This window comes from Allorhizobium sp. nf9_anc (assembly GCF_056323085.1).
This window is the reverse complement of sequence record NZ_CM150481.1, coordinates 3,703,309-3,728,901: the sequence shown is the minus strand read 5'-3', so window position 1 is coordinate 3,728,901 and position 25,593 is coordinate 3,703,309. Positions and strand designations below refer to the sequence as shown.

The window sequence follows — 25,593 nt, the reverse complement described above, 5'->3', positions numbered from 1 at the left end:
CCTGGACACACGCTGGCCGTCAGAGCATCGCGACCAGCGTCTCCAGGCGATCGGCATCCTTCGGCAGCTTGTCCTGCCTGAGCCGTGCGATGCGGGGAAACCGCATCGCGATCCCAGATTTGTGCCGCGTCGACCGCGCTAGCCCCTCGAAGGCCACCTCGACGACAAAGCCATGCTCGGGTTCCGCCCTCAGGCTGCGAACCGGGCCGAAGCGCTCTACCGTATTGTTGCGGACGAAACGGTCGAGCACTTCCAGCTCCTCATCGGTGAAGCCGAAGTAAGCCTTGCCCACCGGCACCAGCACATCGCCTCCGCCGGGGATCGCCGTCCAGACGCCGAAGGTGAAATCCGAATAGTAGCTGGAGCGTTTGCCGTGCCCGCGCTGGGCATACATCAGCACGGCATCGGCATTCATCGGGTCGCGTTTCCACTTGAACCACGGGCCCTTGGCGCGCCCGGCCTGGTAGCTGCTGTCCAACCGCTTCAGCATCACCCCTTCGATGACGGGATCAGGGGGGGCAGCGCGCAGTTGCTCCAGTTCTTCCCAAGTCGAGAAGGAGACGAGCGGCGAGAGATCGAACCGCCGCGGCTCCTGTTGCTCGATGAGGGCGCTTAAGCGTTCGCGGCGTGTGAGGAAGGTCTCGGGCCGCACATCCACTTCACCATCGAACAGGATGTCATAGGCGCGAATGAAGACCGGGTAGTCCTCCAGCATCTTGGCCGTGACCGTCTTGCGATTGAGCCGCTGCTGGAGATCTGAAAAAGTGCGCGTCGGCGCATTCGTCCGCGATGTACCGCCGACGAGCAGTTCGCCGTCGATCACGCCCTCGAACTGCGCTGCCTCGATGATGTCTGGAAACGCCCCCGAGATATCGTCGCCGGAGCGGGAATAGAGCCGGCTCTTGCCGCCGGAACAGGACAGCTGCACACGGATGCCATCCCACTTCCATTCGGCGGCGAAATCCTTCGGATCGAGATTGGGCAGATCCCTGTCTTCGATCGGTGTCGAGAGCATCACCGAATGGAAGATCGCTGGCGTCGACAAGACAGGTTTCTCGACCCGGTTCTCGAGCCATTCGAACAGCTCGGTATAAGGAGGCTTCAGCCCGTGCCAGAGGCTCTCGATGTCAACGACATCCTTGTCGCCATAGAGCGCCAGCGCCTGCTTGGTGAGGCGCGCCGAGACGCCAATCCGAAGTCCTCCGGTCACGAGCTTGATCAGCGCGAACCGCTCGGATGTGTCGAGCCTGTCAAAGAGGTCGCGCATGACGGAGCGCGTCTCGTTTCGCCCAAGCCGCTGCAGCCGCTCGACGATCTTTGACAGGCTTTCGAGATCCTGCTCGTCCTCGGCTTCCAGCGCCTGCGGCTCCCAGACGAGCGAGATGGTCGCGGCAAGGTCTCCCACATAATCGTAGGAATACTGGAACAGGATCGGGTCCATCCGTTCCAGCACCAATTCCTTCAGCAGCGCCGGCTTCACACCCTTGATGTCGAGCCCATCGGTCAGCGCGGCCAGCGCATAGCCACGGTCGGGATCCGGCGTGTTGCGGAAATAGTCGACGAGCAGCGTCAGCTTGCCGTTGCGGCTGGGCGTGAGCACGAGGCGATCAAGGAGGCGGGCAAAGGCCTTCATCTCAGTCTCCCTCGTCTTCATAGCCGACAAGGTGCAGCGGCCGTGCTTTGATCCCGGAGAGTTCGCACCAGCGCACCAGTGCTTCCTCGCGGCCATGAGTGACCCAGACCTCCTGGGGGCCGACCTCGCGGATCGTGTCCAGAAGTTCCGGCCAGTCGCAGTGATCGGAGATGACAAGCGGCAGTTCCACGCCGCGCTGCTTGGCTCTCTGGCGCACCATCATCCAGCCGGACGCAAAAATGGCGAGGGGATCCTCGAAGCGCCGCGCCCAGCGGTCGTTGAAGGCAGAGGGCGGGCCGATGACAACAGCGCCTTTGAAGTTGCCAGACTTCTTGTCCTCGGTGGTCGCTGGTCTGAGATCCCCCAGTTCGACGCCTTGCTCGGTATAATAGTCGCAGAGCCGCGCCATCGAGCCATGAATATAAATCGGCTTCTCGTACCCGCCGCGCCGGATGAGCGAGATCACCCGCTGTGCCTTGCCCAGCGCATAAGCCCCGATCAGATGGCTGCGCTCTGGAAACTGCTGCAGGGAGGTCAGCAGCTTCTGGATTTCCAGCCGTGGCTCCGGATGGTGGAAGACCGGCAGTCCGAAGGTGGCCTCGGTGATGAAGACATCGCAGGGAACCGGCTCGAAGCTCGCGCAGGTAGGATCCGCCCCGCGCTTGTAGTCGCCGGAGACCACGATCCGTGTGCCCTGCGCTTCGATTTCGATCTGTGCCGAGCCAAGCACATGCCCTGCCGGATGAAAGCGGATCGCAACACCATTGATCGAAATGGTTTCCCCGAAGGCAGCGCTCTGTGACGTAACACAGAAATCCTCACCGTAGCGGATCGCCATGATGTCGAGGGTCTGTCGGGTGGCGAGAACGTGTGTATGGCCCGAGCGAGCGTGGTCGGAATGTCCGTGCGTGATCAACGCCCGGTCGACAGGGCGAACCGGATCGACAAAAAAATCACCCAGCGGGCAATAAAGCCCACCGGGTGTCGGATGGAGAAGAAGGTCCGGCTTGATCATACCGAGAACATAGGGCGCCCGAAGACGCCCTTCCAGCGCTCACTGTGTAAAGCGCGAAACGGCGTAGTAGCCGGCCGCCGAGGCGGTCGCCGAAAGAAAAGCACCCCAGGCCATGTCGACAAGGCTGACCTGCAGCGACCAGCCCTTCAAGGTGGCGAGGTTGGTCATGTCGTAGGTGCCATAGGCAAGCAGACCAAGCAGGGCGCCATTGAAGATGGCCGTCAGCACGCTGCCCGCCGAGACGGCCGGCATCACGGCGAAGTAGACGAGCCCGATCACGTAGAAGAGGTAGAAGATACCGGCGGCTGCAAAGTTGGGCGTTGCCAAAAGCAGGCTGCCGATATGCTCACGGTAAAATCCGATCGCAATGCGCGTCAGCCAGAGATAGTCGAGAGCGAAGAAGACAACGGCCGTGGCGGCGTAGGCGATCACATAAGGCATTTGTCTTCCCTCTCGGCCGGGCGCCTGCCCGGCCTTCAATCAGATACCAAGAACCGGCTGGACCAGACGGACCAGAAGGCTCTTGAACTTCAGCGGCGCGTCGGTCACAGCGAGACAGATGCAATCCTCGTCCGGTGTCGCCACCGGCTGGTGCGTCAACGTCTCATCGGCTTCCTCGATGTCACCGCGCTTGAACACGGTTGCACCATCGGTGAAGGCACCCTTGAGCACAAGCGTCAGTTCCCGCCCGCCATGCGAATGTTCTGGCACGGGCTTACCCGCCGGGATCTTCAGCAGGCGAACCTGACTTTCCGAATCACCGGTTTTGATCGGTATATGATAGGCGCCGCGACCGAGAGCCTTCCATTTCAGGGCCTCCACATCGCCGCCCAGATAAGAACGCAGCGGCTCGGGAAGGACCGGAATGTCCGCCGGCGTGGCAACGGGCTTTGCGGAGGACGTCGCGCCACCCTTCTTTCCAAGCTTGGCTTTCATCGATGCCCAGCTGTCTGCGGACGACGTTTCCTCAGGCATCACCTCGGTCGCTTCGAGAAGCTGACCGCCGGTGTGTTCCATGAAGGAAAGCCGATCGCGGCAGGCCGGGCAGAGCGCCAGATGCGTCGCAACCGCAATGCTCCAGCCTTCGGCCAGATTTCCGGTCGCGTAATCGAGCAGCAGTTCGTCGCTCAGATGATGTTGAACGTGGAGCGTCATGCTCGCTCCTCCAAGGCTGCGCGCAGCTTCGCAAAGGCGAGGCGAATGCGGGATTTAACGGTTCCCATCGGCAGTCCGAGTTCGGCTGCGATCATGCTGTGGGATGCTTCTCTGTAGAATGACATTTTGAGGAGTTCGAGCTGTTCGGGTGGTAGGGTTTCCATGGCGCGGCGCAGGCGATCTGCCTCCTGCCTGCCTTCGAATTCGACATCGGCCGGCGGCACGTCATCGGGCACGAAGGCAGGATCAGACGGGTCGAAGGTCGGACGTTTTTCGCGACGGAAGGCGTCGATGCGTTGATTTCGAGCGATGGTGAAGATCCAGCTGGAAACATTTCCCCTTGTCGGGTCGAACTGCTCGGCCTTGTTCCAGACGGCGAGCATCGTCTCCTGCATCAGTTCTTCGGCCGCCTGCCCATCGCGGGCAAGCTTCGCCATGTAGGCACGCACCTTTGGACCGTAATATTTGAAGATCGTCTCGAATGCTTCGATGTCTCTATCGCGGCCAACGGCGGCCAAAAGCTGCGAGAAGTTACGCTGGTCCAGTTCTTCCACCGACTCGGTCATCGAAACGCTTTTTTTCCCTCGTTTGAGCGACGCAACGACCTGTTGCCGTGCGGTTCGCCCGGGGTCATTGTGGCACGCATCTGCCGAGATGTGTATCGCGTTCATCATGAAGCGCTTTACGCCGCCGTTTCGCGGACGGATCACCGGATGCGAATTTATTCGCGCCAATCAATCCATTGAGATTTACCTTGCGTAATCATTGGCGAATCCATTGGATAAAAGAGTTTGTAAAGGGCGGGTAATGGACACTGGTACGACGAAGGCCGCATTCGGCGGTAAACGCAGGATCGCGGTCATCGGATCGGGCATTTCAGGTCTCTCCTGCGCCTGGTTGCTGTCGAAAAGCGCCGACGTTGTGCTCTATGAAACGGAGAGCCGGCCGGGTGGCCATTCCAACACGGTCCTGGCGCCGGGCGTAGCCAAAGACATTCCCGTCGACACCGGCTTCATTGTCTACAATGACCGCAACTATCCCAATCTCGTAAAGCTGTTCGAGCATCTCGACGTCCCGACCCTGCCATCAAACATGTCCTTTGCAGCGTCGCTCGGTGACGGAGCCTTCGAGTATTCGGGTTCGGGGCTTTCCGGTCTCCTCGGGCAGAAGTCGAACATCCTGCGCCCGCGCTTCTGGCGCATGGTCAAAGACATCCTCCGCTTCTACAAGGAGGCGCCGGGCCTTCTCGATCGCCGTGAGCTCGAAGGCGTATCGCTTGGCGACTATCTGGCCTCGGCCGACTATGCGCCATCCTTCATTGAGGATCACTTGCTGCCGATGGGCGCTGCCATCTGGTCCACAACGGCTTCGGAGATGCGGCTTTATCCGCTCCACGCCTTCATCCGCTTCTTCGCAAACCATGGTTTGCTAGTCCTCAAGGATCGGCCGCGCTGGCGCACCGTGAAGGGCGGAAGCCGCGAATACGTCGCGCGGATCCTTGCCGATTTCACCGGCGAGGTGCGGCTCGGCACGGCCGTGACGGGCGTTCGTCGCGGCATTACCGGCGCGGAAGTGACGGATGTGCATGGCGGCGTCGAAGCCTACGATGATGTCGTGCTCGCCACCCATGCCAATCAGAGCATCGACCTGCTCGAAGATGCCGACACAGAGGAGCGTGAGATCCTGGAGTCCTTCCAGTACACGCCCAATCTCGCCGTCCTCCATTCGGACGAGCACTTGATGCCAAAGCGCAAGTCTGTCTGGTCGAGCTGGAACTACGTGGCTGGCAAGCAGGCGGACGCGAGCGAAACCCTCTGCGTCACCTATTGGATGAACATGCTGCAGTCGCTCGATCCGGCGACCCCGCTCTTCGTGACGCTCAACCCATGCCGCCCGATCGACCCGTCCAAGGTCATCCGGACATTCAACTATGAACATCCGCTGTTCGATGTCGCCGCCATCCGCGCCCAGCGCCGGATCTGGCAGCTGCAGGGTCGCCGCAACACATGGTTCTGCGGCGCCTATTTCGGAAGCGGCTTCCACGAGGATGGCCTGCAGGCGGGTCTTGCTGTCGCTGAGGCGCTGGGCGGCGTTCGCCGTCCCTGGTCGGTTGAAAACGAATCCGGCCGCATCGTCATCGGTCGTCAGCTTGAGGCTGCGGAATGACGTTTCAGTCCGCCATTTATGCCGGGCATGTGCTGCATGTCCGCAGCCGGCCCAAGAAGCACAGCCTTCGCTACAGCGTCTTCTCGCTTTTGATCGACCTCGACGAAATCGATCAGCTGAACGACGGCTTGCGCCTCTTCGGCTACAACCGCGCAGCGCTGTATTCCGTGCATGATGTCGATCATGGCAATGGCCGCACCGGAGAACTGCGCCCCTGGCTTGAGGAACGACTTTCAGAGGCAGGGCTGGAAGACGCCGGCTGGAAGATCCGCATGCTCTGCTATCCCCGGATTTTCGGTTACGTTTTCAATCCGATTACCGTCTTCTTCTGCTACCGCGCCGAAGGCGGTCTTGCCGCAGTCCTCTACGAAGTGTGCAACACCTTCAACGAGCGCCACACCTATGTGATCCCGGTGGAAGCAGAAGCGAACGGTATCCTGCGCCATAGCTGCGCCAAGGAGATGTATGTCTCGCCCTTCATGCCGATGAACTGCGAATACAATTTCCGCATCAGCCCGCCGGATGACGATGTCGCGATCAATATCGGCGAGAGCGATCCCGATGGGCCACTTTTGTTTGCAACTTTTTCCGGCCGGCGCCGTCCTTTGTCGGACAGAGGCTTGTTGCACATGTTGCTGAAGTACCCTTTGATGACCCTCAAAGTGATGGGTGGCATTCATTGGGAGGCACTGAGGCTTTGGTGGAAGGGGGTTCCCATCTATCGACATGAGCCGGCACCAGCCAGAATAGCGTCTACGATCGTCGTGCAGAATGGGATGAATAAGTCATGAGTCACGCTGAGCAGGAAATGCACCCTGTGGTTAGCTCTCTCACATTCTGGCAGCGCATGATGTGCCGCTGGGCCGATCGCATAGCCGTCGGGCGCCTCACACTTCAATTCGAAGGATACGGAGAGCATGTGGCGATCGGCGCAAAGCCGGGGCCGAATGCCGTCTTGTGCGTGCGCAATGCAAGCCCGGTCCTGCGCCTCCTGACTGGCGGAACGCTCGGCTTCGCACAGTCCTTCATGGATGGCGACCTCGATTCGCCCGATATCGGCGCCGTCCTGGAACTCGCTCTGTCAAACGAAGCGCAGCTCGGTGCAGTCCTGGCATCTTCATCCCTCTTCAAGGCGTTGGCCCGCCTGCGTCACAAGCTGCGCCGCAACTCGAAAAAGGGTAGCCGGCGAAATATCGCCTATCATTACGATCTCGGGAATGCCTTCTATGGTCTCTGGCTCGACCAGACCATGACCTATTCCTCGGCGCTCTACACCGCGCCGGCAATCAGTCTTGCGGATGCCCAGGAAGCCAAATACGCCCGTATCATCGAAGAACTGCAGATCGGGCCGGATGACCACGTCCTGGAAATCGGATGCGGCTGGGGCGGCTTTGCCGAGCATGCGATCCGAAAGACCGGCTGTCGGGTCACCGGACTCACCCTGTCCAACGAACAGGCGAAGTTCGCCCGCGACCGCCTGGAAAAGGCAGGCTTTGCCGATCGGGTCGACATCCGGCTGGAGGATTACCGCGATTGCCGCGGCCAGTTCGACAAGATCGTCTCGATCGAGATGTTCGAGGCCGTCGGCGAAGAGAATTGGCCGGTCTATTTCAAATCCGTGCAGGAACGCTTGGTTCAGGGTGGCAAGGCGCTCATCCAGACGATCACCATCGACGAAAGCCGCTTCGACTATTATCGCCGCAGCGCTGATTTCATCCAGACTTACATCTTTCCAGGTGGCATGCTGCCTTCGGTCACCGTCTTCGAGCGGGATGCGGAAGCTGCCGGTCTGAAGATTGGCGACCGCTTCCGGTTCGGCCGCGACTATGATCGCACGCTGATCGCCTGGGACCACGCCTTCACCGCCAACTGGCAGAAAATCGAGCCCTTGGGCTTCGATCGCCGCTTCTACCGCATGTGGCGTCTTTACCTGCATTATTGCGCCGTCGGCTTCCGCTTCGGTCGCATCGACGTCGTGCAGTTCAGGCTGGACAAGCCAGCCTGAACTTTGAACTCGAATGTCGAATGAATGCTGCGTTCAGGGATTTGGGCGCAGCATTTTTCGCGTCAGCGCAAAGCGCAGCGAATGGGGCAGGGCATGCAGGAAGCGGATGGCAAGAGCCATCTTCCACGGGAAGATGATCTCAAACTTCCCCTTCGCCAGTCCCTTGGCGATCGTATCGGCCGCTTCTTCCGATGACACTAGGAACGGCATCGGGAAGTCGTTCTTCTTCGTCAGCGGCGTGTCGACGAAACCCGGATTGATGATCGTCATTTTGACGCCGTGGCGCTCAAGCTCCGGATAAAGCGCTTCGCACATCACATTGAGTGCGGCCTTCGTCGCGCCGTATGTCGCCGCGCCCGGCAGTCCCACATAACCCGAAACAGACGCCACCACCGCAATATGACCGCTTCGGCGGGTAATCATCGCCGGCATCACCGTTTCCAGGCATGACGCCGTGCCGAGCACGTTGAGCTCGAACATCTGCCGCGTGCGGGCGCTGTCAAAATCCTCGGCATAGTCGCGCGTATAGGAGCCGGCCGCAAAGACCGCGAGATCGACCGGGCCCATCTCGTTCTCGATCGAGGCGAAGACCTGCTTTACTGCGACAGGATCGGTCACATCGAGCGGATAGACGCCGACCTTGCCCGTGTGGCTCGCGGCCAGCGAAGCGAGCGCATCGGCGCTGCGTGCACTGACGGCCACGCGGTATCCGTCGCGTATCAGTCGTTCCGCCAGCGCGCGGCCGATGCCGGTGCTTGAGCCGGTAATCCAGGCAATCTTGGTCATGACGTCCTCATGTTTTCTGTCATCAACCAATACGCCCCGTCAGGCGGCTCGGTTCAGATCGACCAGCTTGCAAGCAGCGAAAGACCCTGCTTGAGCAGGGCCGCAGCACTGTCCGCGTCGGCCGCCTCGACATAGCACCGCATTTCCGGAGCATTGCCGGACGGACGGAAATGGATGACGCGACCATCGGTCAACGTCACCCGCAGCCCGTCGATGTCACTCACCGTCTCGACGGTGCCGATCGGCGAGACGAGTGTTTCCAACTGCTGCCGGGAGCCGCGCAGATGCACCATCAAAGAGGCGCTGCGCTCGCTCGCATAGTTTTCCAGGCGGTCGCTGAGCGCCACGGGGAGACTGAAGTCATCGACCAGTGCCGAGAGCGACAGGCCCCGTTGTGCGGCCGTGCCAAGCACGGCTAGCGCCGGCAGGAAACTGTCGCGGGTCGGCAGGGCCTTGAGCAGCGTTTCTCCGATCGCAAAGTCCGATCCCAGCATCAGGCCGCCATTCGCCTCGAAACCGATGACGCCGCGTTCGCCGCTCGCGAGCGCCTCTTCCATGGCGGCGATCACATAGGGGGACCCAACCCGGGTTCGCCGAACGCTGAAGCCACCATCCTGTTCAAGGCCGGAATTCGAGGTCACAGGTGTCGCGACGACGGCTGCCCCAAGAAAACGTGCGGTGACCAGCCCAAGCAGGTCGCCGCGAAGCGGCATGCCATGCTCGTCCGCGACCAGCGGCCTGTCGCCGTCCCCGTCTGTCGAAAGAACCGCATCGAGCGCCAGTTCGTCCGTCCATCGGGCAAGCTGTGTCACGGTGTCGGGAGAAACGGCCTCGGTATCGACGGGGATGAACTGCTCGGAGCGTCCGAGCGGAAAGACGGTGGCACCGAAATGCTCGAAGACGGTGACCAGCATGTCCCGGGCAACCGAGCTGTGCTGGTAGATCCCGATCCGTTTTCCGTCGAGCGAGCCTGCCGCAAGGACGCCGAGATTGCGATCGACGAACAGTTTCGTCGCGTCGGCTTCGTGGTTCGCTCCGACGCCGGCATCGACCATGTTGGCCTCGGCACTATCCTTGAGCTCGTTGGCGAGCCGAGTGATCGCCTCTTCGTCGGTCTTGTTGATTTCGCCGTCAGGTCGGTAAAACTTGATGCCATTCCGGTCGGCGGGAATATGGGAACCCGTCACCATGATCCCTGCAGCCCCGATCGAGGCCCCGTAGAGAGCGAGTGCCGGTGTCGGGATTGTGCCGCAGTCGATGGGTTCAAGTCCAAGGCGCTTCACAGCCGCCATGATTGTGCCGGCGATTTCGGGGCTCGATGGTCGAAAGTCACGGCCGATAACCACGGGCGATCCCGCCTGCAGAGCGCCGCTGTCCAGCATCTGCCGCGCAAAGGCGGTGGCGTAGAGCGCCGAAACAGAACCGACGAGCTCCGTCGACAGTCCTCTCAATCCACTCGTCCCGAACTTTACCGACATGTATGCCTCCTCAGCGGTTTCGCCTGAAGGCCTTATATGGGTCCGCACGCCTCTGCAGCAAGCAGAACACTCTGCGGTGCGACCGGCATGGAGGATGATATCGGAATGGGGGAGCCAGAAATGAAAAGAGCCTGGCGCGGGAGGAGGATGCGCCAGGCTCTTAAACTTGATCGGCAATTGGGAGGAGGAGGAGTATTGCCGATCCTACCGAGCGGCACTGGGAGGAGGAGTGCGCCGCTTCGATGGTTTTGTTATATGCACATCGCTCTGATTTGCCAATCGCGGTTGTTGCAACGCAGCAGTGCGTTTATTGCATAGCTTTGGGCAGGGACGGGTTTCGACTTCGACAAATGGCGCGCGAATGCCTTTCGTCTCTTTCGATTCGCCGAATTCGAACACGCGTTTGATCACAAATTGATCAGTTTTGACCCCTGCACGAATTGCTGCATGCACCTGTCACAAAGCTGTCATCGCCTTCGAACCTCATCTCACCTCCCTCCTGATGGTGAGCAGACCCGCCGTTCCGGCCCGGGATGGTGCTGCCGGGAGCTTTCCGCTATAGCGGGCAGGAACTGATTGATGGCTTCCGGAGGCAAAAATGACGAAAATTCGCTATCACGACGGAGATATCTCCGCCGCAGATGCAGCCCGCTATACGGATGCCATAGCAATCGATACGGAGACCCTCGGTCTGGTCCCGCGCCGGGATCGCCTTTGCGTGGTCCAGCTTTCGCCGGGTGATGGCACAGCCGATGTCATCCGGATTGCTGCCGGGCAGGCGCAAGCCCCCAATCTGGTTGCCATGCTGGCGGATCCGGCGCGCGTGAAGATCTTCCACTACGGCCGATTCGACATCGCCGTCCTCTTTCAAACCTTCGGCGTCACCACCACCGGCGTCTTCTGCACGAAGATCGCATCTCGTCTGACCCGGACCTACACCGACAGGCACGGATTGAAGGACAATCTGAAGGAGATGCTGGAGATCGACATCTCCAAGGCACAGCAGTCCTCCGACTGGGCGGCCGAAACACTGAGCCAGGCCCAGCTCGAATATGCGGCATCCGATGTCCTGCATCTGCATGCACTTCGCGACAAGCTGATGCACCGCCTCGTGCGAGATGGACGATTGGAGCACGCAAAGGCCTGTTTCGAGTTCCTGCCGACACGCGCCAAGCTGGATCTGCTGGGCTGGGAAGAAACCGACATTTTCGCGCATAGCTGACGTCAGGGCACGCATGGCGGCCGGTGCGCCTCTCTACCCTTTCCGGGTAATCCCGACTCGCGCCATGACATCGCCCGGAATTTCGTATCGGCGGATCATGTCCTGCTGGTTTCTCAAGCCGCACAGTTCCCGCTGAATGGTCAGCGAAAAAACCGCATCGGCTGCCGTATCGATCAGAGCATCCAGCGACGCTTTGTCCTGATTTCGTGCGGCTGCAAGCCGGCTGAGCGCCTCTTCGGTCTTCCGACCGGCGCGCGCCAGCGCATCAGCCTTTTCGCCCGCAAGCTCGATGTCGAGTGGTGTCATCGTATCGTTTGTAGATGACGACAGCAGAAAAACGGGAGGTCTGAAACTCATGCCTCTATCTTTTCATCGATGAGAATTGACCCAAAGAGAAGAGCATCTGCCAAGGTTTCGTTAACCGAGACTTCGCATCATCGCTCCAACAAAAATCGGTAACGGATCGGGTCTTTCAAGTCGCCCGCTCCCATAAAGGCGTTGATCAGGCGACCATGACGGAAGCATCCAGTATCCTCCTCGACCAGGTATCGCGTAATCCATCCACCTACGACCTCGACCTGATCGAAGCGCCTGTCGACCACGCAAACAGTGAAGACGAAGGTCCTCGCTACGCACCTGCCAACTGGCTGGATGCGTTCATCGTCGATGAGCGCAGCCGTTCCGACGAGGCATTTGGCGAACGCGTGCCTGTACCATCCGACGAAGCCGGTCTCTACCCGCGTTACATGCGACTGGTTGATTGATCCTAGCGGGGCAGGCTGGCGGCAGTCGCCCTTGCCCGGATCTCGTCCAGGCTCCAGTCCACCAGCAGTTCCCCATTCTGCCAGACGGGCCGAAGCAGATTGGCCCGTCCGCCGAGATCTTCCAGCGGTACGGTCGCGATGTCATAGCCGTCAGCGATCGCGGCCACGCGCCCGGCCATCGGCGTTTTCTCCTGCGGATTGGAAGGTCGACGCGCCACCGGCCGCCATTGTCCCGCGCTGTCTTCGACCGCGCTCGTGCGCATCGTGAAGGACATGGTGTCCCTGTTGATCTTGTGCAGCAGTCCGGAACCCATGCCGAAAGAGATGTTCTCCGCCGAGAAGCCCATGCCCTCGAGCCGCCCGAGGATCATCTGAATGTCCTGGATCGAGACGCCGTCTGACTGCAGGACCCGCACATTGCCATCAAGGACCTTGAAGCCCTTGCCGTTAAGGCGTGTGCCGAAGGCATAGGCCAACTGCGCAACGACCTGGACCGGCGTGTCGATCGGATCGCCACTGTCGGGGCGCACGACAAGAACGCCGCCAGCCGCGCGCACCTTGGTCTGCAGCTTCTTGCCCCAGATTTCAGCGACGGCATTGTGCAGATCGAAGCTGTCGGAGACGACGGAATAGGCGCCGAAGCTCGCAAAATTGTCGATCATGTTGGAATAGGCCTCGGCCTCATGCGCCTGGCCCCAGGCGATGATCGTGCCGTGTTCGGCTGCCGGCACGGAATAGGCTGGCATGGATGTCTTGTAGAAGCGCCGCGCCTGCATGATGGCGGGAAGCGAATCGGAACTGTGGAAGTGCACCAGATGCGCCGCCCCGCCGATTGCGGCCTGTTCGACGCTGGATGTACTGCGGCAACCGTAGTCGCTGATTCGGCTCGGCTGCAGTCCCGCTGGATCATCGGTCGTCCGCTCCAGGAAGGGCTGGATCGCCAGACGGAGCCGCCAGGCGGTGGTCGCAACGGTTGACGGATACCAGACGGCACGAAGAAGTGCGGTTTCCATGTAAGAGGTCAGCCATGGCACGCGCGGATCGGTGTTCACCACCTGCATGACCGGCACACCCCGGCGAATCGCCGTGCCTTCCGGGAGCGCTTCGATCCTGAGCGGCAGCGTTCCGCCATGGGCGTTGAGGATATGCTCCCAGCCGCTACGGTCGAAAGGTTGGCCATGCGCACGCGTCACGTCTTCCGCTTCGTCGATATCGGCAAGCGTGATCGGCGTCGACAGATAGTCTTTTAGGAACATCTGCAGCCCGAAGAACATCACCTCCGGACGGAAGGAGTTGCCGCGCGTCGTGACGAAGGCGCTGACGGAGCGCGTGTCCTTGGGATACTGAAGAAAGACGCCGAGCTTGTAGCTGTCCGTATTCAGGAGAAGATTGCGTGTCATGCCTGCGCCTGTCGTTGGTCCATCGGGCGACAGTCTGCCGCCGTCTCCATGATGCCTGTCAATCTATGCGCGAGGCTGGTGTCCTGCAGATTGTTGGCGCGATTAGCATTTGGTTAACCATATCGAGCGACGATTGAGGATCGGAGCCGAAAGGTCGGTGCGTCAGCCACAACAGGTGGACCTCAATCCCAGCGTTCCGATCGCGGTCTTAGTCCAGAGGCACCAGAACCGGAGAGGTGGCCCATGCTTCCTCCAGTCCTTGCGTCCGCAAATGCCTATGCTTCGGCAACCGAGGCAAAACAGCGCCCGGATCAGACGGTCTCGGCACGTCCGACGACGGCCAATATGCCGGCAGCACCGACAGCAATCGCTCGCGAAGCAACTGTTGCCGGACAGCTCAACATGATGCTGCTATCCGGCCCCGAACGGATGTCGCAGAATCTCGCCGCCCTCGCTGACGTGCTGGGCAGCGCGCTGAAGATCGAACGCCGTGTCGATGAAAGCCTCACCGACTACATGGGCAGATTGATTGACGGTATCGCGGGTCTTCCTGCCGCCAATCGCCTGAAGCTGCAGAAACTTCTCGCCCAGTCCTTCGCCGGTTTGCAGTTGCGGACCCTTCTCGACGCCATGGCCAATCCGTCCGGACCCGAGCGCACGACGCTGGCGCTCTACCTCGAGCTTTACCGCCAAACGGACAGGGATGGCGCAGCCCGTTCCGTCATCTCGTCCTACCGAGAGCTTGCCGGCGATCTCCGCTCTTCTGACGCTTCGCCGGCACGGCGGATCGCCGCCAATGATGGCGGCCGACCTCTAGCCGATGCGCCGCTGCCGAATCAGAAGACAGGTGAGCAGCTTCAAGCGACCCGACTTGCTGCGCCTGCGATTAGTCGCGAGACAGAGACCGGAGCCGAACAGACGGCTTCCGCTCCAGCGAGGCCGTCCAACACGGATGCCGCCCTGTCGTCACGGTCTTCCGCGCCCTCTGCCGCGCTTCGATTGCCTGGCGAGCAGCCGTCATCCGAACTTCTCCGCACCAGCCTGGCTTCGACCACCAACCCGTCGACGCAACTACCTAAGGCGACCACAGACGCCACCACGGCACGACCTGTCCTGCCCGACCTCGCCGAACCCACGGCTGACGATTACAGTACTCCGCGGTCCGGCGAGCCGCTCCCCCCGTCACGCAATGCGCCCACCGAGCGGCCTGCCCAGGCCGAGACCGAGGGCCGGCAAACAATCGAGCGAGCAGCGCTCCTTGGCGCCGTACAGCCTTCCATCCCAGCCGACGCACGTCCAGCACCGCCGCTACCGGCCGCCTGGCTGGCCGAGCTGCTGGAGACGGATTTCGTCAAGGCTCTGCTGCAACTGAAGACGCTTTCCGCCGATATCGGCGGCCAGATCCTGGCAAACAGCCGTCAGGCTGCAGCGGATACGGCTTCCCCACTCCCGTCGCCCGAAACGGTGATGCCGGACGAGGCCGCCGATGAACCAGAGCACGCCATCCGCATGCTCGATCCCGCATCACCGGAGCACACCGAAGAGCGCAGTCTGCCGCCACCGGCTCTCCTTGCGGAGCAAGCCCAAATCCGCTCCGCCATTGCCCGTGAAGGCATTCCCTTGCCCTTCATCTCCTATCTGATCGATGATGACTTCAAAGAGGATCGTGTCGAGGAAGAGGAAGAGCAGGACGAACAGGCTGGAGGCAAGAGGGAGCCTGAGGATGAAGATCCTGAGGATTCCGGAGAGCCTGCCGGCGAGCACAGCCAGACGGACACAGTCTCCGCCAATGCTCCAGGCCAAATCGATGGACCTGAAGGTCCCGCTGCTCTTGAGCAGGAAACCGCCCCAGCCGCGCTGCCACCACCGGCTGACAGCCAGATCAGCCTCCGGGTAGAGCCTGCGCATGAGCTTTATCTGCGGATGGCCGGTCTCAACTGATTTAATCCCAGGCAAAGAAAAACCCGCCGGAATTGCTTCCGGCGGGTTCTTTTATTTCAGTCAACAGCGACGATTAGTCGTTGCTGCGGTTCTTCAGGGCTGCACCCAGGATGTCGCCGAGCGAAGCGCCAGAGTCGGACGAACCGAACTGAGCGACGGCTTCCTTCTCTTCTGCGATCTCGAGAGCCTTGATCGACAGCATGACCTTGCGGTCCTTCTTGGAGAAGTTGGTGACGCGAGCGTCGACAACCTGACCGACCGAGAAACGCTCCGGACGCTGATCGTCACGATCGCGGGCCAGGTCGTTGCGGCGGATGAAGGACGTGATGTCCTCGTGGTTGACCAGCTTCACTTCGATGCCGCCATCGTTGATGCCGATGACTTCGCACGAAACGACAGCGTTCTTGCGCAGGTCGCCGGAAGCAGCGGCGTCGCCGACAGCATCCTTGCCGAGCTGCTTGATGCCGAGCGAGATGCGTTCCTTCTCGACGTCAACATCGAGAACGACGGCCTTGACCACGTCACCCTTGTTGAACTCTTCGATGACCTGTTCGCCCGGACGGTTCCAGTCGAGGTCGGAGAGGTGAACCATGCCGTCAACGTCGCCTTCGAGGCCGATGAACAGGCCGAATTCGGTCTTGTTCTTGACTTCGCCTTCGACTTCAGTGCCGGCCGGATGGCTGTAGGCAAATGCCTGCCACGGGTTCTCGAGGGTCTGCTTGAGACCGAGCGAGATACGGCGCTTGGATGGATCGACTTCGAGAACGACAACGTCGACGTCCTGCGTGGTCGAAAGGATCTTGCCGGGATGAACGTTCTTCTTCGTCCAGGACATTTCCGAGATGTGGATCAGGCCTTCGATGCCCGGCTCCAGCTCGACGAATGCACCGTAGTCGGTGATGTTCGTGACGGTACCGGAGATCTTCTTGCCAACCGGGTACTTGGCAGCAATGCCATCCCACGGATCCGACTCGAGCTGCTTCATGCCGAGCGAGATGCGGTGGGTTTCCTGGTTGATACGGATGATCTGAACCTTGACCGACTGGCCAATGGACAGGATTTCCGAAGGATGGTTGACGCGGCGCCATGCCATGTCGGTGACGTGCAGCAGGCCATCGATGCCGCCGAGGTCAACGAACGCACCGTAATCGGTGATGTTCTTGACGACGCCGTCGACAACCTGGCCTTCTTCGAGGTTCTGAACGATTTCAGAACGCTGCTCGGCGCGGGACTCTTCGAGAACCGTACGACGCGATACAACGATGTTGCCGCGACGCTTGTCCATCTTGAGGATTTCGAAGGGCTGCGGGTTGTGCATCAGCGGGGTGACGTCGCGGATCGGACGGATGTCGACCTGCGAACGCGGAAGGAAGGCAACGGCGCCGTCGAGGTCAACCGTGAAGCCGCCCTTGACCTGGTTGAAGATAACGCCTTCAACGCGCTCACCAGCTTCGAACTTGGCTTCGAGCTTGATCCAGCTTTCTTCGCGACGAGCCTTCTCGCGCGACAGAACAGCTTCGCCGAGAGCGTTTTCGATGCGCTCGACGTAAACTTCGACTTCGTCGCCGACCTTGAGCGTGCCGTCCTTGGCGCGTGCACCGAATTCCTTCAGCGCGATGCGGCCTTCAACCTTGAGGCCGACGTCAACGATAGCGACGTCCTTTTCGATGGCCGTGATGATGCCCTTGGCAACATAGCCTTCGGCCAGATCGGTCTTGGCAAAGGATTCCTCGAGGAGGGCAGCAAAGTCCTCGCGCGACGGGGTAGAAACAGACATGAAATCTCCTAGTCGCATCCCACTGGATGCGTGAGCGCCGGGGGTTGGTGTTGATCTTGGCCGGCATCCGATCCGCTCTCTTTTGGAGAGCAATCCGGCGCGGGGACTGGGTGTCGGCCTGAAGGCTCCGGCTTGGCCGGATCCTGGTCACTTCATTTCGTCAGGACAGCATCGATCAGTGTCTTCGCTGCCAAGAATGCGGCCTCTATACTCATTTCGGAAGTATCTAGCAAGTGCGCGTCATCAGCCGGTTTCAAAGGGCTGTCGGCGCGGCCCATGTCGCGCTCGTCCCGCGTCTTCACATCGGCGAAAATCGCATCGAAATCGGCCTCGAGCCCCTTGGCGATGATCTCGTCATAGCGGCGGCGCGCGCGCACCTCCGGAGAAGCCGTCACATAGAGCTTCACCGCGGCCTGCGGGCACACCACGGTGCCGATGTCGCGCCCGTCGAGCACGGTGCCGGGCAGGCGGGTGGAGAAGGATCGCTGCGCCTCGACCAGAGCGCGGCGAACCGCCGGCATGACCGCGATCTTGGAAGCCGCCTCGCCGATATGATGGGCTGAGAGAATATCGCGATCCAGTCCGCCGAGATCGAGATTGAGGGCCACGCCTTCTGCGATCGCCTCGTCGGTGAGCGGCAGGCCGGCGTCCAGCAGGGCCTTGGCCGTGGCCCGATAGGTCAGGCCCGTATCCAGATGATGGAAGCCGTAAGCCTCCGCGATCCGGCGCGAGAGAGTTCCCTTACCGGCCGCGGCCGGTCCGTCGATGGCAATGATCATCCGACCCTCTGTCTCTCCTGGTTCCTTCGCCCGTCTGATACAAACCTTGCGCCCGCTTGCCAAGCGATGCATGCGATCCCAAGGTTGCAGAAACCGGAGCGAAGTTTGCCTTTGACAGGACGAACGCCAGCGATTAAGGGGACCGACTACAGTTTGGCCGGCCTCGTGCCGGGCGCTAGGCGCATGCCCTTATTCTTCACGACTTCATGAGGCTTTGACAGTGGCGAAGGCAGAACTTGGAACGAAACGCACTTGCCCCGACACCGGCAAGAAATTCTACGACTTGAACAAGGACCCGATCGTGTCGCCGTACACGAACAAGTCCTGGCCGCTTTCCTATTTTGAGGAAACCTCGGTCGCAGCCATCATGGAGAAGGCTGAGGAAGAGGAAGTCGCCGAAGTCGATACCGAAAACACGGATGTCGAACTCGTGTCCCTCGAGGACGCCGACGAGGCAGCGGGCGACGATATCCCCGATATGGGCGACGACGACGTCGAGATCGATGGCGACGACGACGATACCTTCCTTGAAGCCGACGAAGACGATGACGACGATGACATGACCGGCCTGATCGGCGTCACCGGCGACGACGACGAAGTCTGATATTTCAAGGATTTCGAGCCCGGGCTTAAAAAAATGCCCGGGCTTTCATTTTTCGGCTTGCCATCTCCGACTACCGGAAGTATCAAGCCGCCACCCCGACGGAAGCGGTGCTTTCAACGGGGTTCCCGGAGCCGGAAATTACCCGGTACCCTGATGGGGCTATAGCTCAGCTGGGAGAGCGCTTGCATGGCATGCAAGAGGTCAGCGGTTCGATCCCGCTTAGCTCCACCAAATTTTCTAATGAAATGTTGATAGAAAAAAGCGCCCTAAGGCGCTTTTCGTTGTGGCGATTGCAATGGCGGCGCACTTCCCTTGATGGGCATGCGCTCGCGCTCCTCACCGCCGAAACAATTCCACCCGCTCGCCGCTCTCCGAGAGATCGATCTGGAACCAGTCGATGATCTTGCGGATGTCGAGCTTCACCTCGCCGTCGCGCAGCTTCAGGTGCAGCTTGTCCTCGATGACGTCAACGGGAGTGCCGATATAGAGGCGATCGTTGCCGGAATCGTCCACGGTGTCGACGGCAAATCGCATGGTGACCTCCCGAAAAATTCAGAATCGAAATGATGACAGTGGGACGAGGGTTTAGTAACGCGTCCTTGAGCGAAGCTGGTCTCCTGAAGCGGCGGCCACCCGGATGACGCGTCCGGATCTCGGGCAGGGAGAATGCAGAGTGTTTGTCGTTTCCAAGATTTTCTGGAACATGGTCCAGCCCCTGTCGCTGGTCTTCCTGCTCGGCGGCCTTGCATTGGTACTGATCTGGATGCGGTGGCTGCGCCTGGCGGCATCCGCCCTCTTTGTCTCCCTGCTTATCCTCTTCCTCACGCTCTACACGTCGCTCGGCTCCCTGCTGCTGCAAAGCCTTGAAGCGCGCTTCCCGCGTCAGACGGCGGACCCGGCTGAGCTGTCCTGCATGATCGTGCTCGGCGGTGCCTTCGAGACGGAGGTGACCACGGAGCGCGGCGGCATGGATCTCAATCAGGCAGCTGACCGCTTCGTCGAAGCGCTGCGGCTCGCCATCCGCTATCCCGAGGCAAAGATCCTGGTGTCCGGCGGCGATGGCTCGCTGAGCGGTACTTATGAAGGGGATGCCGCGGCATCGATCCGCTTTTTCGAGGCGTTTGGAATTTCTCGCGACAGGCTGATAGCCGAGACCACTTCCAGAAATACCGACGAGAACGCTCAGAACAGTAAGGAGCTCCTGGCCTCCAGCGGCCTTGGGCCGTGCCTGCTCATCAGCTCCGCCTTTCACATGCCGCGCTCGGTTGGCCTGTTTCGAAAGGCAGGCGTCGAGGTTACGCCATGGCCGGTCGACTATCGCACCGCCGGCAATGTCGCCTTCCGGCTCGACTTCACCCAGCCGAGCCTGAACGCACAGCAGATGTCGACATCTGTCCGGGAATGGGTAGGGCTCTTCGCCTATCGGGCGCTCGGCCGCATCGACGAGGTCTTTCCGGCGCCGTGAGGTGGGTTATTTCTTCGAGATCGTCAGGAATTTCGTGCCGCGCACGCGCACCGTCATTGCGCAGGGCTCCTGGCCTTCCTCACGCTCGCAATAGCGCGGATGCATCTTCAGCACGAAGACCATGTTTCCGAACCGCTGGACGAAGTCGTAAGAGTACATCTGCGCCGTGGCAATCATGAAGTAGCCGCCTTCCTTCACCTGAAGGTAGAAGTTGAACGGGCAGCCCTCTGCCGTGCAATCGGGTCCGCGCACGCCGTCGCAAACGATTTCGCTGCTGTTGGTGACCGCATCCTTGATGCCGTCATTGTTGATATCGATGCGATCGATGAAGGCACTGCCGAATTGCACCGCGTCGCAGCGTTTGGTGTAGTGGTCCTTCTCGTAGATCTCGGGATCGGTCAGCAATTCCTGTTGGGCGACCGCAGGCGCCGAAAAAAGGCCCATGGCAACAACGAGGAGGAGGCGGGAGAGAAAAGTCACGGTCTGGACTCCGGATCGCATTCTGTGCTGAACGATGGGTAAGTCTAGCGGCTGCGTCTTGCCCCACCCTTAACGGCGTGGTGCAAATCTGGCCTAGGGCAAACGGCTCCATTGAGGAATGAAGGCATGTCGCTCCTATCCTATCTCGATTATGCAGGGATCGCCCTGTTTGCGGCGACGGGCGCGCTTGCCGCCTCCCGCAAGCAGCTCGACATGATCGGCTTTCTGTTCTTCGCCGTCGTGACGGGGCTTGGCGGCGGCACGGTGCGCGATATCGTCCTCGGTCGCGTTCCCGTCTTCTGGGTTCTCAATCCGGATTACATCCTGGTCTGCTGCGCGATCGGCGTCGTGGTCTTCTTCACCGCCCATCTCGTCGAATCGCGCTACCGCCTGCTGATCTGGCTCGATGCGATCGGTCTCTCGGCCTATTGCGTCATGGGCGCGGCGAAAGGTCTTGCGGCCACCGGCTCGCCGACGATTGCGATCGTCACGGGAACCCTGACGGCAAGCCTCGGTGGCGTCCTTCGAGATCTCCTGGCAAACGAGCCTTCCGTGCTGCTGCGGCCCGAGATCTACATCACGGCGGCCCTCGTCGGCGCCGCAGTGTTCACGGCGGCAAACGAGCTTGGCATGCCCCTGTATGCGGCCTCCGCTATCGGAGCCGTAGCGGCATTTGTCATCCGCGGAGGAGCGCTGCACTTCGGATGGACGTTCCCGACCTACAAGCACAAGCCTGGTCGGCATCCGGACGAAGTCATGTGAGGGGAGGGTGGGGCGTTCAGCTCTGCTTGGGCCGCAAGCGGATCACGACGTCGACATGGGCGATTTCCATGCCTTCCGGCGGCGGCGGCAGGTTGTCGATGCTGATATTGTTCACGGGAATGTCGAGAACCTTGTTCTCGCCTTCCACGAAGAAGTGGTGGTGGTCCGAGACATTGGTGTCGAAATACGTCTTGGAGCTCTCGACCGCGAGCACCCGGATCAAACCGGCTTCGGTGAACTGATGCAGGGTATTGTAGACGGTCGCAAGCGATACCGGAAAATCAGCCGACAGCGCTTCCTCGTGGAGTTCTTCCACGGTCAGATGCCGATCGCCCTTTGCGAACAAAAGACCGGCAAGCGCAATGCGCTGCTTCGTCGGGCGCAGGCCCGAGCGACGCAGTTTGAGTTCTATACCCGTTTCGCAGGTTGCCATCGTCAAAGACGCACTCCAGTCGTTGCGTGGCATGCATGAGCATCCACAGATGTCGATATAGCTGCAAAATCAGGGTGTTTCAATAGTTGCAGTGGGCAGAAGCCCGCAGATGCCCGCTATTGGGCGGTTTTTGACCCGTCGGGTCTGGTGATGCCCTTTTCCTTCCTGTATGCGACGATGATAAGAGGATGGGCAAAAGGCCCGGGGAACCAGTGGATGGGCGCGGGGCTTCAATTTGCCACCGTCTTGGTCTAATGGGTCCCGACGATGTGAAGCAGAGGGGGGAAGAAGAAGAACAATGGTTACGAGACAGTCCAGCTATAACTACGACGAAATCCTCGCCTGCGGCCGCGGTGAACTCTTTGGCGAGGGCAATGCGCAGCTTCCTCTGCCGCCAATGCTGATGGTCCATCGGATCACCGACATTTCGGAAACCGGCGGCGCCTTCGACAAGGGCTATATCCGCGCGGAATATGACGTGCGTCCCGACGACTGGTACTTCCCCTGCCATTTCCAGGGCAACCCCATCATGCCGGGCTGCCTCGGCCTCGACGGCATGTGGCAGCTGACCGGCTTCTTCCTCGGCTGGCTCGGCGAGCCCGGTCGCGGCATGGCGCTCTCCACCGGTGAGGTCAAGTTTAAGGGCATGGTGCGCCCCGAGACCAAGCTCCTGGAATACGGCATCGACTTCAAGCGCGTCATGCGCGGTCGCCTGGTCCTTGGTACGGCTGACGGCTGGTTGAAGGCCGATGGCGAAACTATCTATCAGGCATCCGACCTGCGCGTCGGTCTGTCGAAGGACAAGACGGCCTGATCCGGCCCGGTCCGCACCTGAAGTTCATAAAGAAGGTCTGAGAGATGAGACGGGTTGTAGTAACAGGTCTTGGCATCGTGTCCTCCATCGGTGCCGATGCCGCCGAAGTCACCGCTTCGCTGCGTGATGCCAAGTCGGGCATCACCTTTTCTCCCGATTTCGCCGAGCACGGCTTTCGGTGCCAGGTCTGGGGCAAGCCCAATCTGGATCCAACGGAACTCGTCGACCGCCGCGCCATGCGTTTCCTGTCCCAGGGCGGCGCCTGGAACCACGTGGCCATGAAGCAGGCGATTGCCGATGCTGGCCTGGAAGAGGCCGACTATCAGCAGAACGAGCGCGTCGGCATCATCATGGGCTCCGGCGGCCCGTCGACGAAGCAGATCGTCGAAGCGGCTGACATCGTCCGCCAGAACAACAGCCCGAAGCGCATCGGCCCGTTTGCCGTGCCGAAGGCCATGTCGTCGACCGCCTCTGCCACGCTTGCCACCTGGTTCAAGCTGCACGGCGTCAACTACTCGATCTCGTCTGCCTGCTCGACCTCGGCCCATTGCATCGGCAATGCCTATGAGATGATCCAGTGGGGCAAGCAGGATATGGTCTTTGCCGGCGGCCACGAGGATCTCGATTGGTCCATGTCGAGCCTGTTCGATGCCATGGGTGCCATGTCTTCGAAGTACAACGATACGCCTTCGACCGCCTCCCGCGCCTATGACGTTTCCCGCGACGGCTTCGTCATCGCTGGCGGCGCTGGCGTGCTGGTTCTCGAGGAACTCGAGCACGCCAAGGCGCGTGGCGCCAAGATCTATGCAGAGGTCGTCGGTTATGGCGCAACCTCCGACGGTTATGACATGGTCGCCCCCTCGGGCGAAGGCGCCATCCGCTGCATGCGTCAGGCGCTGTCCACGGTGAAGGGCGATGTCGACTACATCAACACGCACGGCACCTCGACGCCGGTGGGTGACTCGAAGGAAATCGGCGCGATCCGCGAAGTTTTCGGCGACAAGATCCCGCACATCCAGTCGACCAAGTCTCTGACCGGTCACTCGCTGGGTGCCGCCGGCGTCCAGGAAGCGATCTACGGCCTTCTGATGATGCAGGAAAAGTTCATCGGCGAGAGCGCGCATATCACCGAGCTCGACCCGGAATTCGAAGGCGTTCCGGTCGTGCGCAAGCGCATCGACAACGCCAAGATCGACACTGTCCTGTCGAACTCCTTCGGCTTTGGCGGCACCAATGCGACGCTGGTCTTCCAGCGCCATAACGGCTGATCGCGAGACGCAAGACATAAAAAAAGCCTGGCGCGTTGCCGCGCCAGGCGTTCATCCGAAGTGGTCCGCCAGCCGTGGGAGTTCGGCTTACTTCGGTTGATGGGGATCGGTATGGTCGATGACGCCGATCAGCATGGCGAGGCTCACCGCATGCATCAGATTGCTCGCCTCGAGCTTTTCTTGAGCACTGACAAGCGCCTGGTTCACTTCAAGATGTGACAGAGCCAGTACATTGGCAGCCTCATCCGAGCGCATGCCTTCGGCTACCAGCTGCAGACAGCGGATTTCCCGGTCGGATAGGGCCGGAAAAGAGGAATTCCTCCCGATGGCCCGTATGGTATCGGTTTTCATGATCAAAGTTGCCGTAATGGAGATACGCGACTTGATGAACACATCAGGTCGTCAAGCGGCGCAAATATCATTCTGATTGGCGTCAGTCGTTCACCGCAGACGACAAGCTTTTATCCATGCGCGCTAATCAAGCGGTCTGCGGTGCAATAAGTCGACCTCGCAGTCGAATTAGGAACCTTCGAGCCAACATTGTCAAGCTGTCGACGGTTCAAGCGGACTTGCGCTCCCGCACCTCCGTCGGCGTCGATCCGAACCACCGCGTCACTGATCGGGTGAAGGCGCTGGGCGCCGAATAGCCCAGGCGGTAGCAGATCTCGGAGATCGGCAGTTCGCTTTCCGTCAGCAGGCTGAAGCTGACGTCCTTCCTGATCTGGTCCCGTAAGTCGTTGAGGCTCGTCCCCTGGGCGGCCAACCGCCTCTGGAAGGTCCTCTCTGACAGCCCGAAATAGGGGGCGATCTCCGAGAGCGGATAGTCGTCGTCCGACACGTGAAGCAGCAGATACCGTCTGACCTGTTCAAGGAAGTCTGCGGGCTTTTCCGGCAGGGCAGGTCTCAGGCTGCGGCACTGGAGATCCATCAGCTCGAAAAGGCGTCGGTCGCCTGTGGGATTGTGCGCATCCAGAAAGCCGCGCGGGAAGTGAACGCAGTTCATACCGGCCGCAAAACTTATCCGGCGCGACAGAAGATGCCGGAAAGGTTGCGGATTGCGCGGCGGCTGCCGTTCCAGCTCGATCTCGATGCTGTCGCCGCTGGTGAGTTCCTTCGCCCGCTGCATGACGAGACCCACGGACATGTCGACATACTGGTCGCGCTTCACGATGATGGGCGCAAAGGTCCAGGCCAGATGCGCCCCTCGCTCGTCGATCGAGAGCCTGGAATAGCTGGTATGGGTCACATACTGGATGTGGTCATCGAGGAAGCGCACGAAGTCCAGCCCGGTCGGCGCCGCCATCAGGCCGTAGCCGAAGGGGCCGGTCGAGCCCGCCTCATAGCTCTTGATGCTGGTCAGCCCAAACGCTTCGTCATCGGCCAGCAACGCACAGGCCTCCAGAAGCCTGCACAGGCGGTCGAGGCTGATCCGCGCTGTGAGGCTCTGGAAGACCTCCGGATCGATGTCCAGCGCCTTGCAAATCGGCTTTATGTCGATGCCATAGGACTGGGCATGCTCGACCACCGCAGAGGCGAGGCCGGCCACGGTGGTCAATTCATCGGTGAGATTCCGAGGAGGCATTGGACCGCTGGCGCCAGAAGAGAAGCTGTTGGCGTCAGATGCTAAGCCAGCGGATGTCCAGAGT

27 protein-coding genes and 1 tRNA gene are annotated in these 25,593 nt (G+C 60.6%); 12 read left to right on the top strand and 16 right to left on the bottom strand.

The genetic code is table 11. The annotated features are described in order from the left end of the window. Positions 1-19: 19 nt before the first annotated feature. The 5 genes from AC02Y0_RS18265 to AC02Y0_RS18245 are packed head-to-tail and all read right to left on the bottom strand — an operon-like array spanning position 20 to position 4,369. Positions 20-1,633: a cisplatin damage response ATP-dependent DNA ligase gene (locus tag AC02Y0_RS18265; protein ID WP_476380263.1), complete on the bottom strand. Its 1,614-nt coding sequence runs from the start codon at positions 1,631-1,633 to the stop codon at positions 20-22. Between the two features lies 1 nt (position 1,634). Beyond that, positions 1,635-2,648 carry a ligase-associated DNA damage response exonuclease gene (locus AC02Y0_RS18260; RefSeq protein WP_476380261.1) on the bottom strand — a complete coding sequence of 338 codons (1,014 nt, stop codon included), beginning with the start codon at positions 2,646-2,648 and terminating at the stop codon, positions 1,635-1,637. A 39-nt stretch (positions 2,649-2,687) separates the two neighbouring features. Next, on the bottom strand, positions 2,688-3,089 hold the full coding sequence (locus tag AC02Y0_RS18255) for a DUF2177 family protein (protein WP_476380259.1): 402 nt from the start codon (positions 3,087-3,089) through the stop codon (positions 2,688-2,690). Positions 3,090-3,128: 39 nt separating this feature from the next. Then, positions 3,129-3,803: a ChrR family anti-sigma-E factor gene (locus AC02Y0_RS18250; protein WP_476380257.1), complete on the bottom strand. Its 675-nt coding sequence runs from the start codon at positions 3,801-3,803 to the stop codon at positions 3,129-3,131. Then, entirely contained in the window at positions 3,800-4,369 is a 570-nt protein-coding gene (locus tag AC02Y0_RS18245) for a sigma-70 family RNA polymerase sigma factor (protein WP_102020527.1), read from the bottom strand. The genes AC02Y0_RS18250 and AC02Y0_RS18245 overlap by 4 nt, the downstream gene beginning before the upstream one ends. 241 nt (positions 4,370-4,610) lie before the next feature. Here AC02Y0_RS18245 and AC02Y0_RS18240 point away from each other — a divergent pair, with 241 nt between their 5' ends. Genes AC02Y0_RS18240 through AC02Y0_RS18230 form a run of 3 tightly spaced genes read left to right on the top strand, consistent with a single transcriptional unit; the run spans position 4,611 to position 7,974 of the window. Further along, positions 4,611-5,969 (top strand): NAD(P)/FAD-dependent oxidoreductase, encoded by a 1,359-nt coding sequence (locus tag AC02Y0_RS18240; protein ID WP_476380255.1) that lies wholly within the window; start codon positions 4,611-4,613, stop codon positions 5,967-5,969. Continuing rightward, positions 5,966-6,760: a DUF1365 domain-containing protein gene (locus AC02Y0_RS18235; protein ID WP_476380253.1), complete on the top strand. Its 795-nt coding sequence runs from the start codon at positions 5,966-5,968 to the stop codon at positions 6,758-6,760. The genes AC02Y0_RS18240 and AC02Y0_RS18235 overlap by 4 nt, the downstream gene beginning before the upstream one ends. Further along, entirely contained in the window at positions 6,757-7,974 is a 1,218-nt protein-coding gene (locus tag AC02Y0_RS18230; RefSeq protein WP_476380252.1) for a class I SAM-dependent methyltransferase, read from the top strand. Before AC02Y0_RS18235 ends, AC02Y0_RS18230 begins: the two co-directional genes overlap by 4 nt. A 33-nt stretch (positions 7,975-8,007) precedes the next feature. Here AC02Y0_RS18230 and AC02Y0_RS18225 read toward each other — a convergent pair whose 3' ends face one another. Together AC02Y0_RS18225 and AC02Y0_RS18220 are read right to left on the bottom strand one after the other, a co-directional pair. Further along, on the bottom strand, positions 8,008-8,760 hold the full coding sequence (locus AC02Y0_RS18225) for an SDR family NAD(P)-dependent oxidoreductase (RefSeq protein WP_476380250.1): 753 nt from the start codon (positions 8,758-8,760) through the stop codon (positions 8,008-8,010). A 53-nt stretch (positions 8,761-8,813) separates the two neighbouring features. Further along, the gene (locus tag AC02Y0_RS18220; protein ID WP_476380248.1) at positions 8,814-10,238 is read right to left on the bottom strand and encodes a phosphomannomutase; all 1,425 of its coding nucleotides are present in this window, start codon (positions 10,236-10,238) and stop codon (positions 8,814-8,816) included. Positions 10,239-10,836: 598 nt separating this feature from the next. On the opposite strand from AC02Y0_RS18220, the gene AC02Y0_RS18215 reads away from it, so the two are divergent. Further along, on the top strand, positions 10,837-11,460 hold the full coding sequence (locus AC02Y0_RS18215; protein ID WP_476380246.1) for a ribonuclease D: 624 nt from the start codon (positions 10,837-10,839) through the stop codon (positions 11,458-11,460). Positions 11,461-11,493: 33 nt separating this feature from the next. On the opposite strand, the gene AC02Y0_RS18210 is transcribed toward AC02Y0_RS18215, so the two are convergent. Continuing rightward, the gene (locus tag AC02Y0_RS18210; protein WP_476380244.1) at positions 11,494-11,817 is read right to left on the bottom strand and encodes a DUF6665 family protein; all 324 of its coding nucleotides are present in this window, start codon (positions 11,815-11,817) and stop codon (positions 11,494-11,496) included. 155 nt (positions 11,818-11,972) lie between these two features. Here AC02Y0_RS18210 and AC02Y0_RS18205 point away from each other — a divergent pair, with 155 nt between their 5' ends. After that, entirely contained in the window at positions 11,973-12,224 is a 252-nt protein-coding gene (locus AC02Y0_RS18205) for a hypothetical protein (RefSeq protein WP_102020535.1), read from the top strand. Between the two features lie 2 nt (positions 12,225-12,226). On the opposite strand, the gene AC02Y0_RS18200 is transcribed toward AC02Y0_RS18205, so the two are convergent. Further along, positions 12,227-13,624 carry a nicotinate phosphoribosyltransferase gene (locus tag AC02Y0_RS18200; RefSeq protein ID WP_476380242.1) on the bottom strand — a complete coding sequence of 466 codons (1,398 nt, stop codon included), beginning with the start codon at positions 13,622-13,624 and terminating at the stop codon, positions 12,227-12,229. 243 nt (positions 13,625-13,867) lie between these two features. On the opposite strand from AC02Y0_RS18200, the gene AC02Y0_RS18195 reads away from it, so the two are divergent. Continuing rightward, positions 13,868-15,565, top strand: coding sequence for a hypothetical protein (locus AC02Y0_RS18195; RefSeq protein ID WP_476380240.1), 1,698 nt, complete (start codon positions 13,868-13,870; stop codon positions 15,563-15,565). Between the two features lie 73 nt (positions 15,566-15,638). On the opposite strand, the gene rpsA is transcribed toward AC02Y0_RS18195, so the two are convergent. Both rpsA and cmk read right to left on the bottom strand, forming a co-directional pair. After that, positions 15,639-17,342 carry a 30S ribosomal protein S1 gene (gene rpsA, locus AC02Y0_RS18190; protein ID WP_102020538.1) on the bottom strand — a complete coding sequence of 568 codons (1,704 nt, stop codon included), beginning with the start codon at positions 17,340-17,342 and terminating at the stop codon, positions 15,639-15,641. Between the two features lie 152 nt (positions 17,343-17,494). Beyond that, entirely contained in the window at positions 17,495-18,121 is a 627-nt protein-coding gene (gene cmk, locus AC02Y0_RS18185) for a (d)CMP kinase (RefSeq protein WP_476380238.1), read from the bottom strand. A 220-nt stretch (positions 18,122-18,341) separates the two neighbouring features. Here cmk and AC02Y0_RS18180 point away from each other — a divergent pair, with 220 nt between their 5' ends. After that, positions 18,342-18,725 carry a TIGR02300 family protein gene (locus tag AC02Y0_RS18180; RefSeq protein WP_102020540.1) on the top strand — a complete coding sequence of 128 codons (384 nt, stop codon included), beginning with the start codon at positions 18,342-18,344 and terminating at the stop codon, positions 18,723-18,725. A gap of 155 nt (positions 18,726-18,880) precedes the next feature. After that, a tRNA-Ala gene (locus AC02Y0_RS18175) sits at positions 18,881-18,956 on the top strand. Between the two features lie 105 nt (positions 18,957-19,061). On the opposite strand, the gene AC02Y0_RS18170 is transcribed toward AC02Y0_RS18175, so the two are convergent. After that, positions 19,062-19,259 carry a hypothetical protein gene (locus tag AC02Y0_RS18170; RefSeq protein ID WP_102020541.1) on the bottom strand — a complete coding sequence of 66 codons (198 nt, stop codon included), beginning with the start codon at positions 19,257-19,259 and terminating at the stop codon, positions 19,062-19,064. Positions 19,260-19,398: 139 nt separating this feature from the next. Here AC02Y0_RS18170 and AC02Y0_RS18165 point away from each other — a divergent pair, with 139 nt between their 5' ends. Next, a complete protein-coding gene (locus AC02Y0_RS18165) occupies positions 19,399-20,190 on the top strand; it encodes a YdcF family protein (protein ID WP_476380236.1) in 792 nt (263 codons plus the stop codon). 6 nt (positions 20,191-20,196) lie between these two features. Here the strand turns inward: AC02Y0_RS18165 and AC02Y0_RS18160 are convergent, their stop codons facing one another. Beyond that, positions 20,197-20,691: a hypothetical protein gene (locus tag AC02Y0_RS18160; protein WP_444558222.1), complete on the bottom strand. Its 495-nt coding sequence runs from the start codon at positions 20,689-20,691 to the stop codon at positions 20,197-20,199. 105 nt (positions 20,692-20,796) lie between these two features. Between AC02Y0_RS18160 and AC02Y0_RS18155 the strand changes: the two genes are divergently transcribed. Continuing rightward, complete coding sequence (locus AC02Y0_RS18155) at positions 20,797-21,432, top strand: trimeric intracellular cation channel family protein (RefSeq protein ID WP_476380234.1); 636 nt, start codon at positions 20,797-20,799, stop codon at positions 21,430-21,432. A 16-nt stretch (positions 21,433-21,448) separates the two neighbouring features. Here AC02Y0_RS18155 and irrA read toward each other — a convergent pair whose 3' ends face one another. Continuing rightward, positions 21,449-21,865 (bottom strand): iron response transcriptional regulator IrrA, encoded by a 417-nt coding sequence (irrA, locus tag AC02Y0_RS18150; RefSeq protein ID WP_476384080.1) that lies wholly within the window; start codon positions 21,863-21,865, stop codon positions 21,449-21,451. Between the two features lie 298 nt (positions 21,866-22,163). Between irrA and fabA the strand changes: the two genes are divergently transcribed. Beyond that, entirely contained in the window at positions 22,164-22,679 is a 516-nt protein-coding gene (fabA, locus tag AC02Y0_RS18145) for a 3-hydroxyacyl-[acyl-carrier-protein] dehydratase FabA (RefSeq protein ID WP_006725266.1), read from the top strand. Between the two features lie 44 nt (positions 22,680-22,723). Beyond that, entirely contained in the window at positions 22,724-23,947 is a 1,224-nt protein-coding gene (gene fabB / locus AC02Y0_RS18140; protein ID WP_476380231.1) for a beta-ketoacyl-ACP synthase I, read from the top strand. Positions 23,948-24,034: 87 nt separating this feature from the next. Here fabB and AC02Y0_RS18135 read toward each other — a convergent pair whose 3' ends face one another. Both AC02Y0_RS18135 and AC02Y0_RS18130 read right to left on the bottom strand, forming a co-directional pair. Continuing rightward, positions 24,035-24,340, bottom strand: a complete 306-nt coding sequence (locus AC02Y0_RS18135; RefSeq protein WP_476380230.1) for a LuxR C-terminal-related transcriptional regulator — start codon at positions 24,338-24,340, stop codon at positions 24,035-24,037. Between the two features lie 166 nt (positions 24,341-24,506). After that, positions 24,507-25,529, bottom strand: a complete 1,023-nt coding sequence (locus AC02Y0_RS18130; RefSeq protein ID WP_476380228.1) for a helix-turn-helix domain-containing protein — start codon at positions 25,527-25,529, stop codon at positions 24,507-24,509. Positions 25,530-25,593 lie beyond the last annotated feature (64 nt).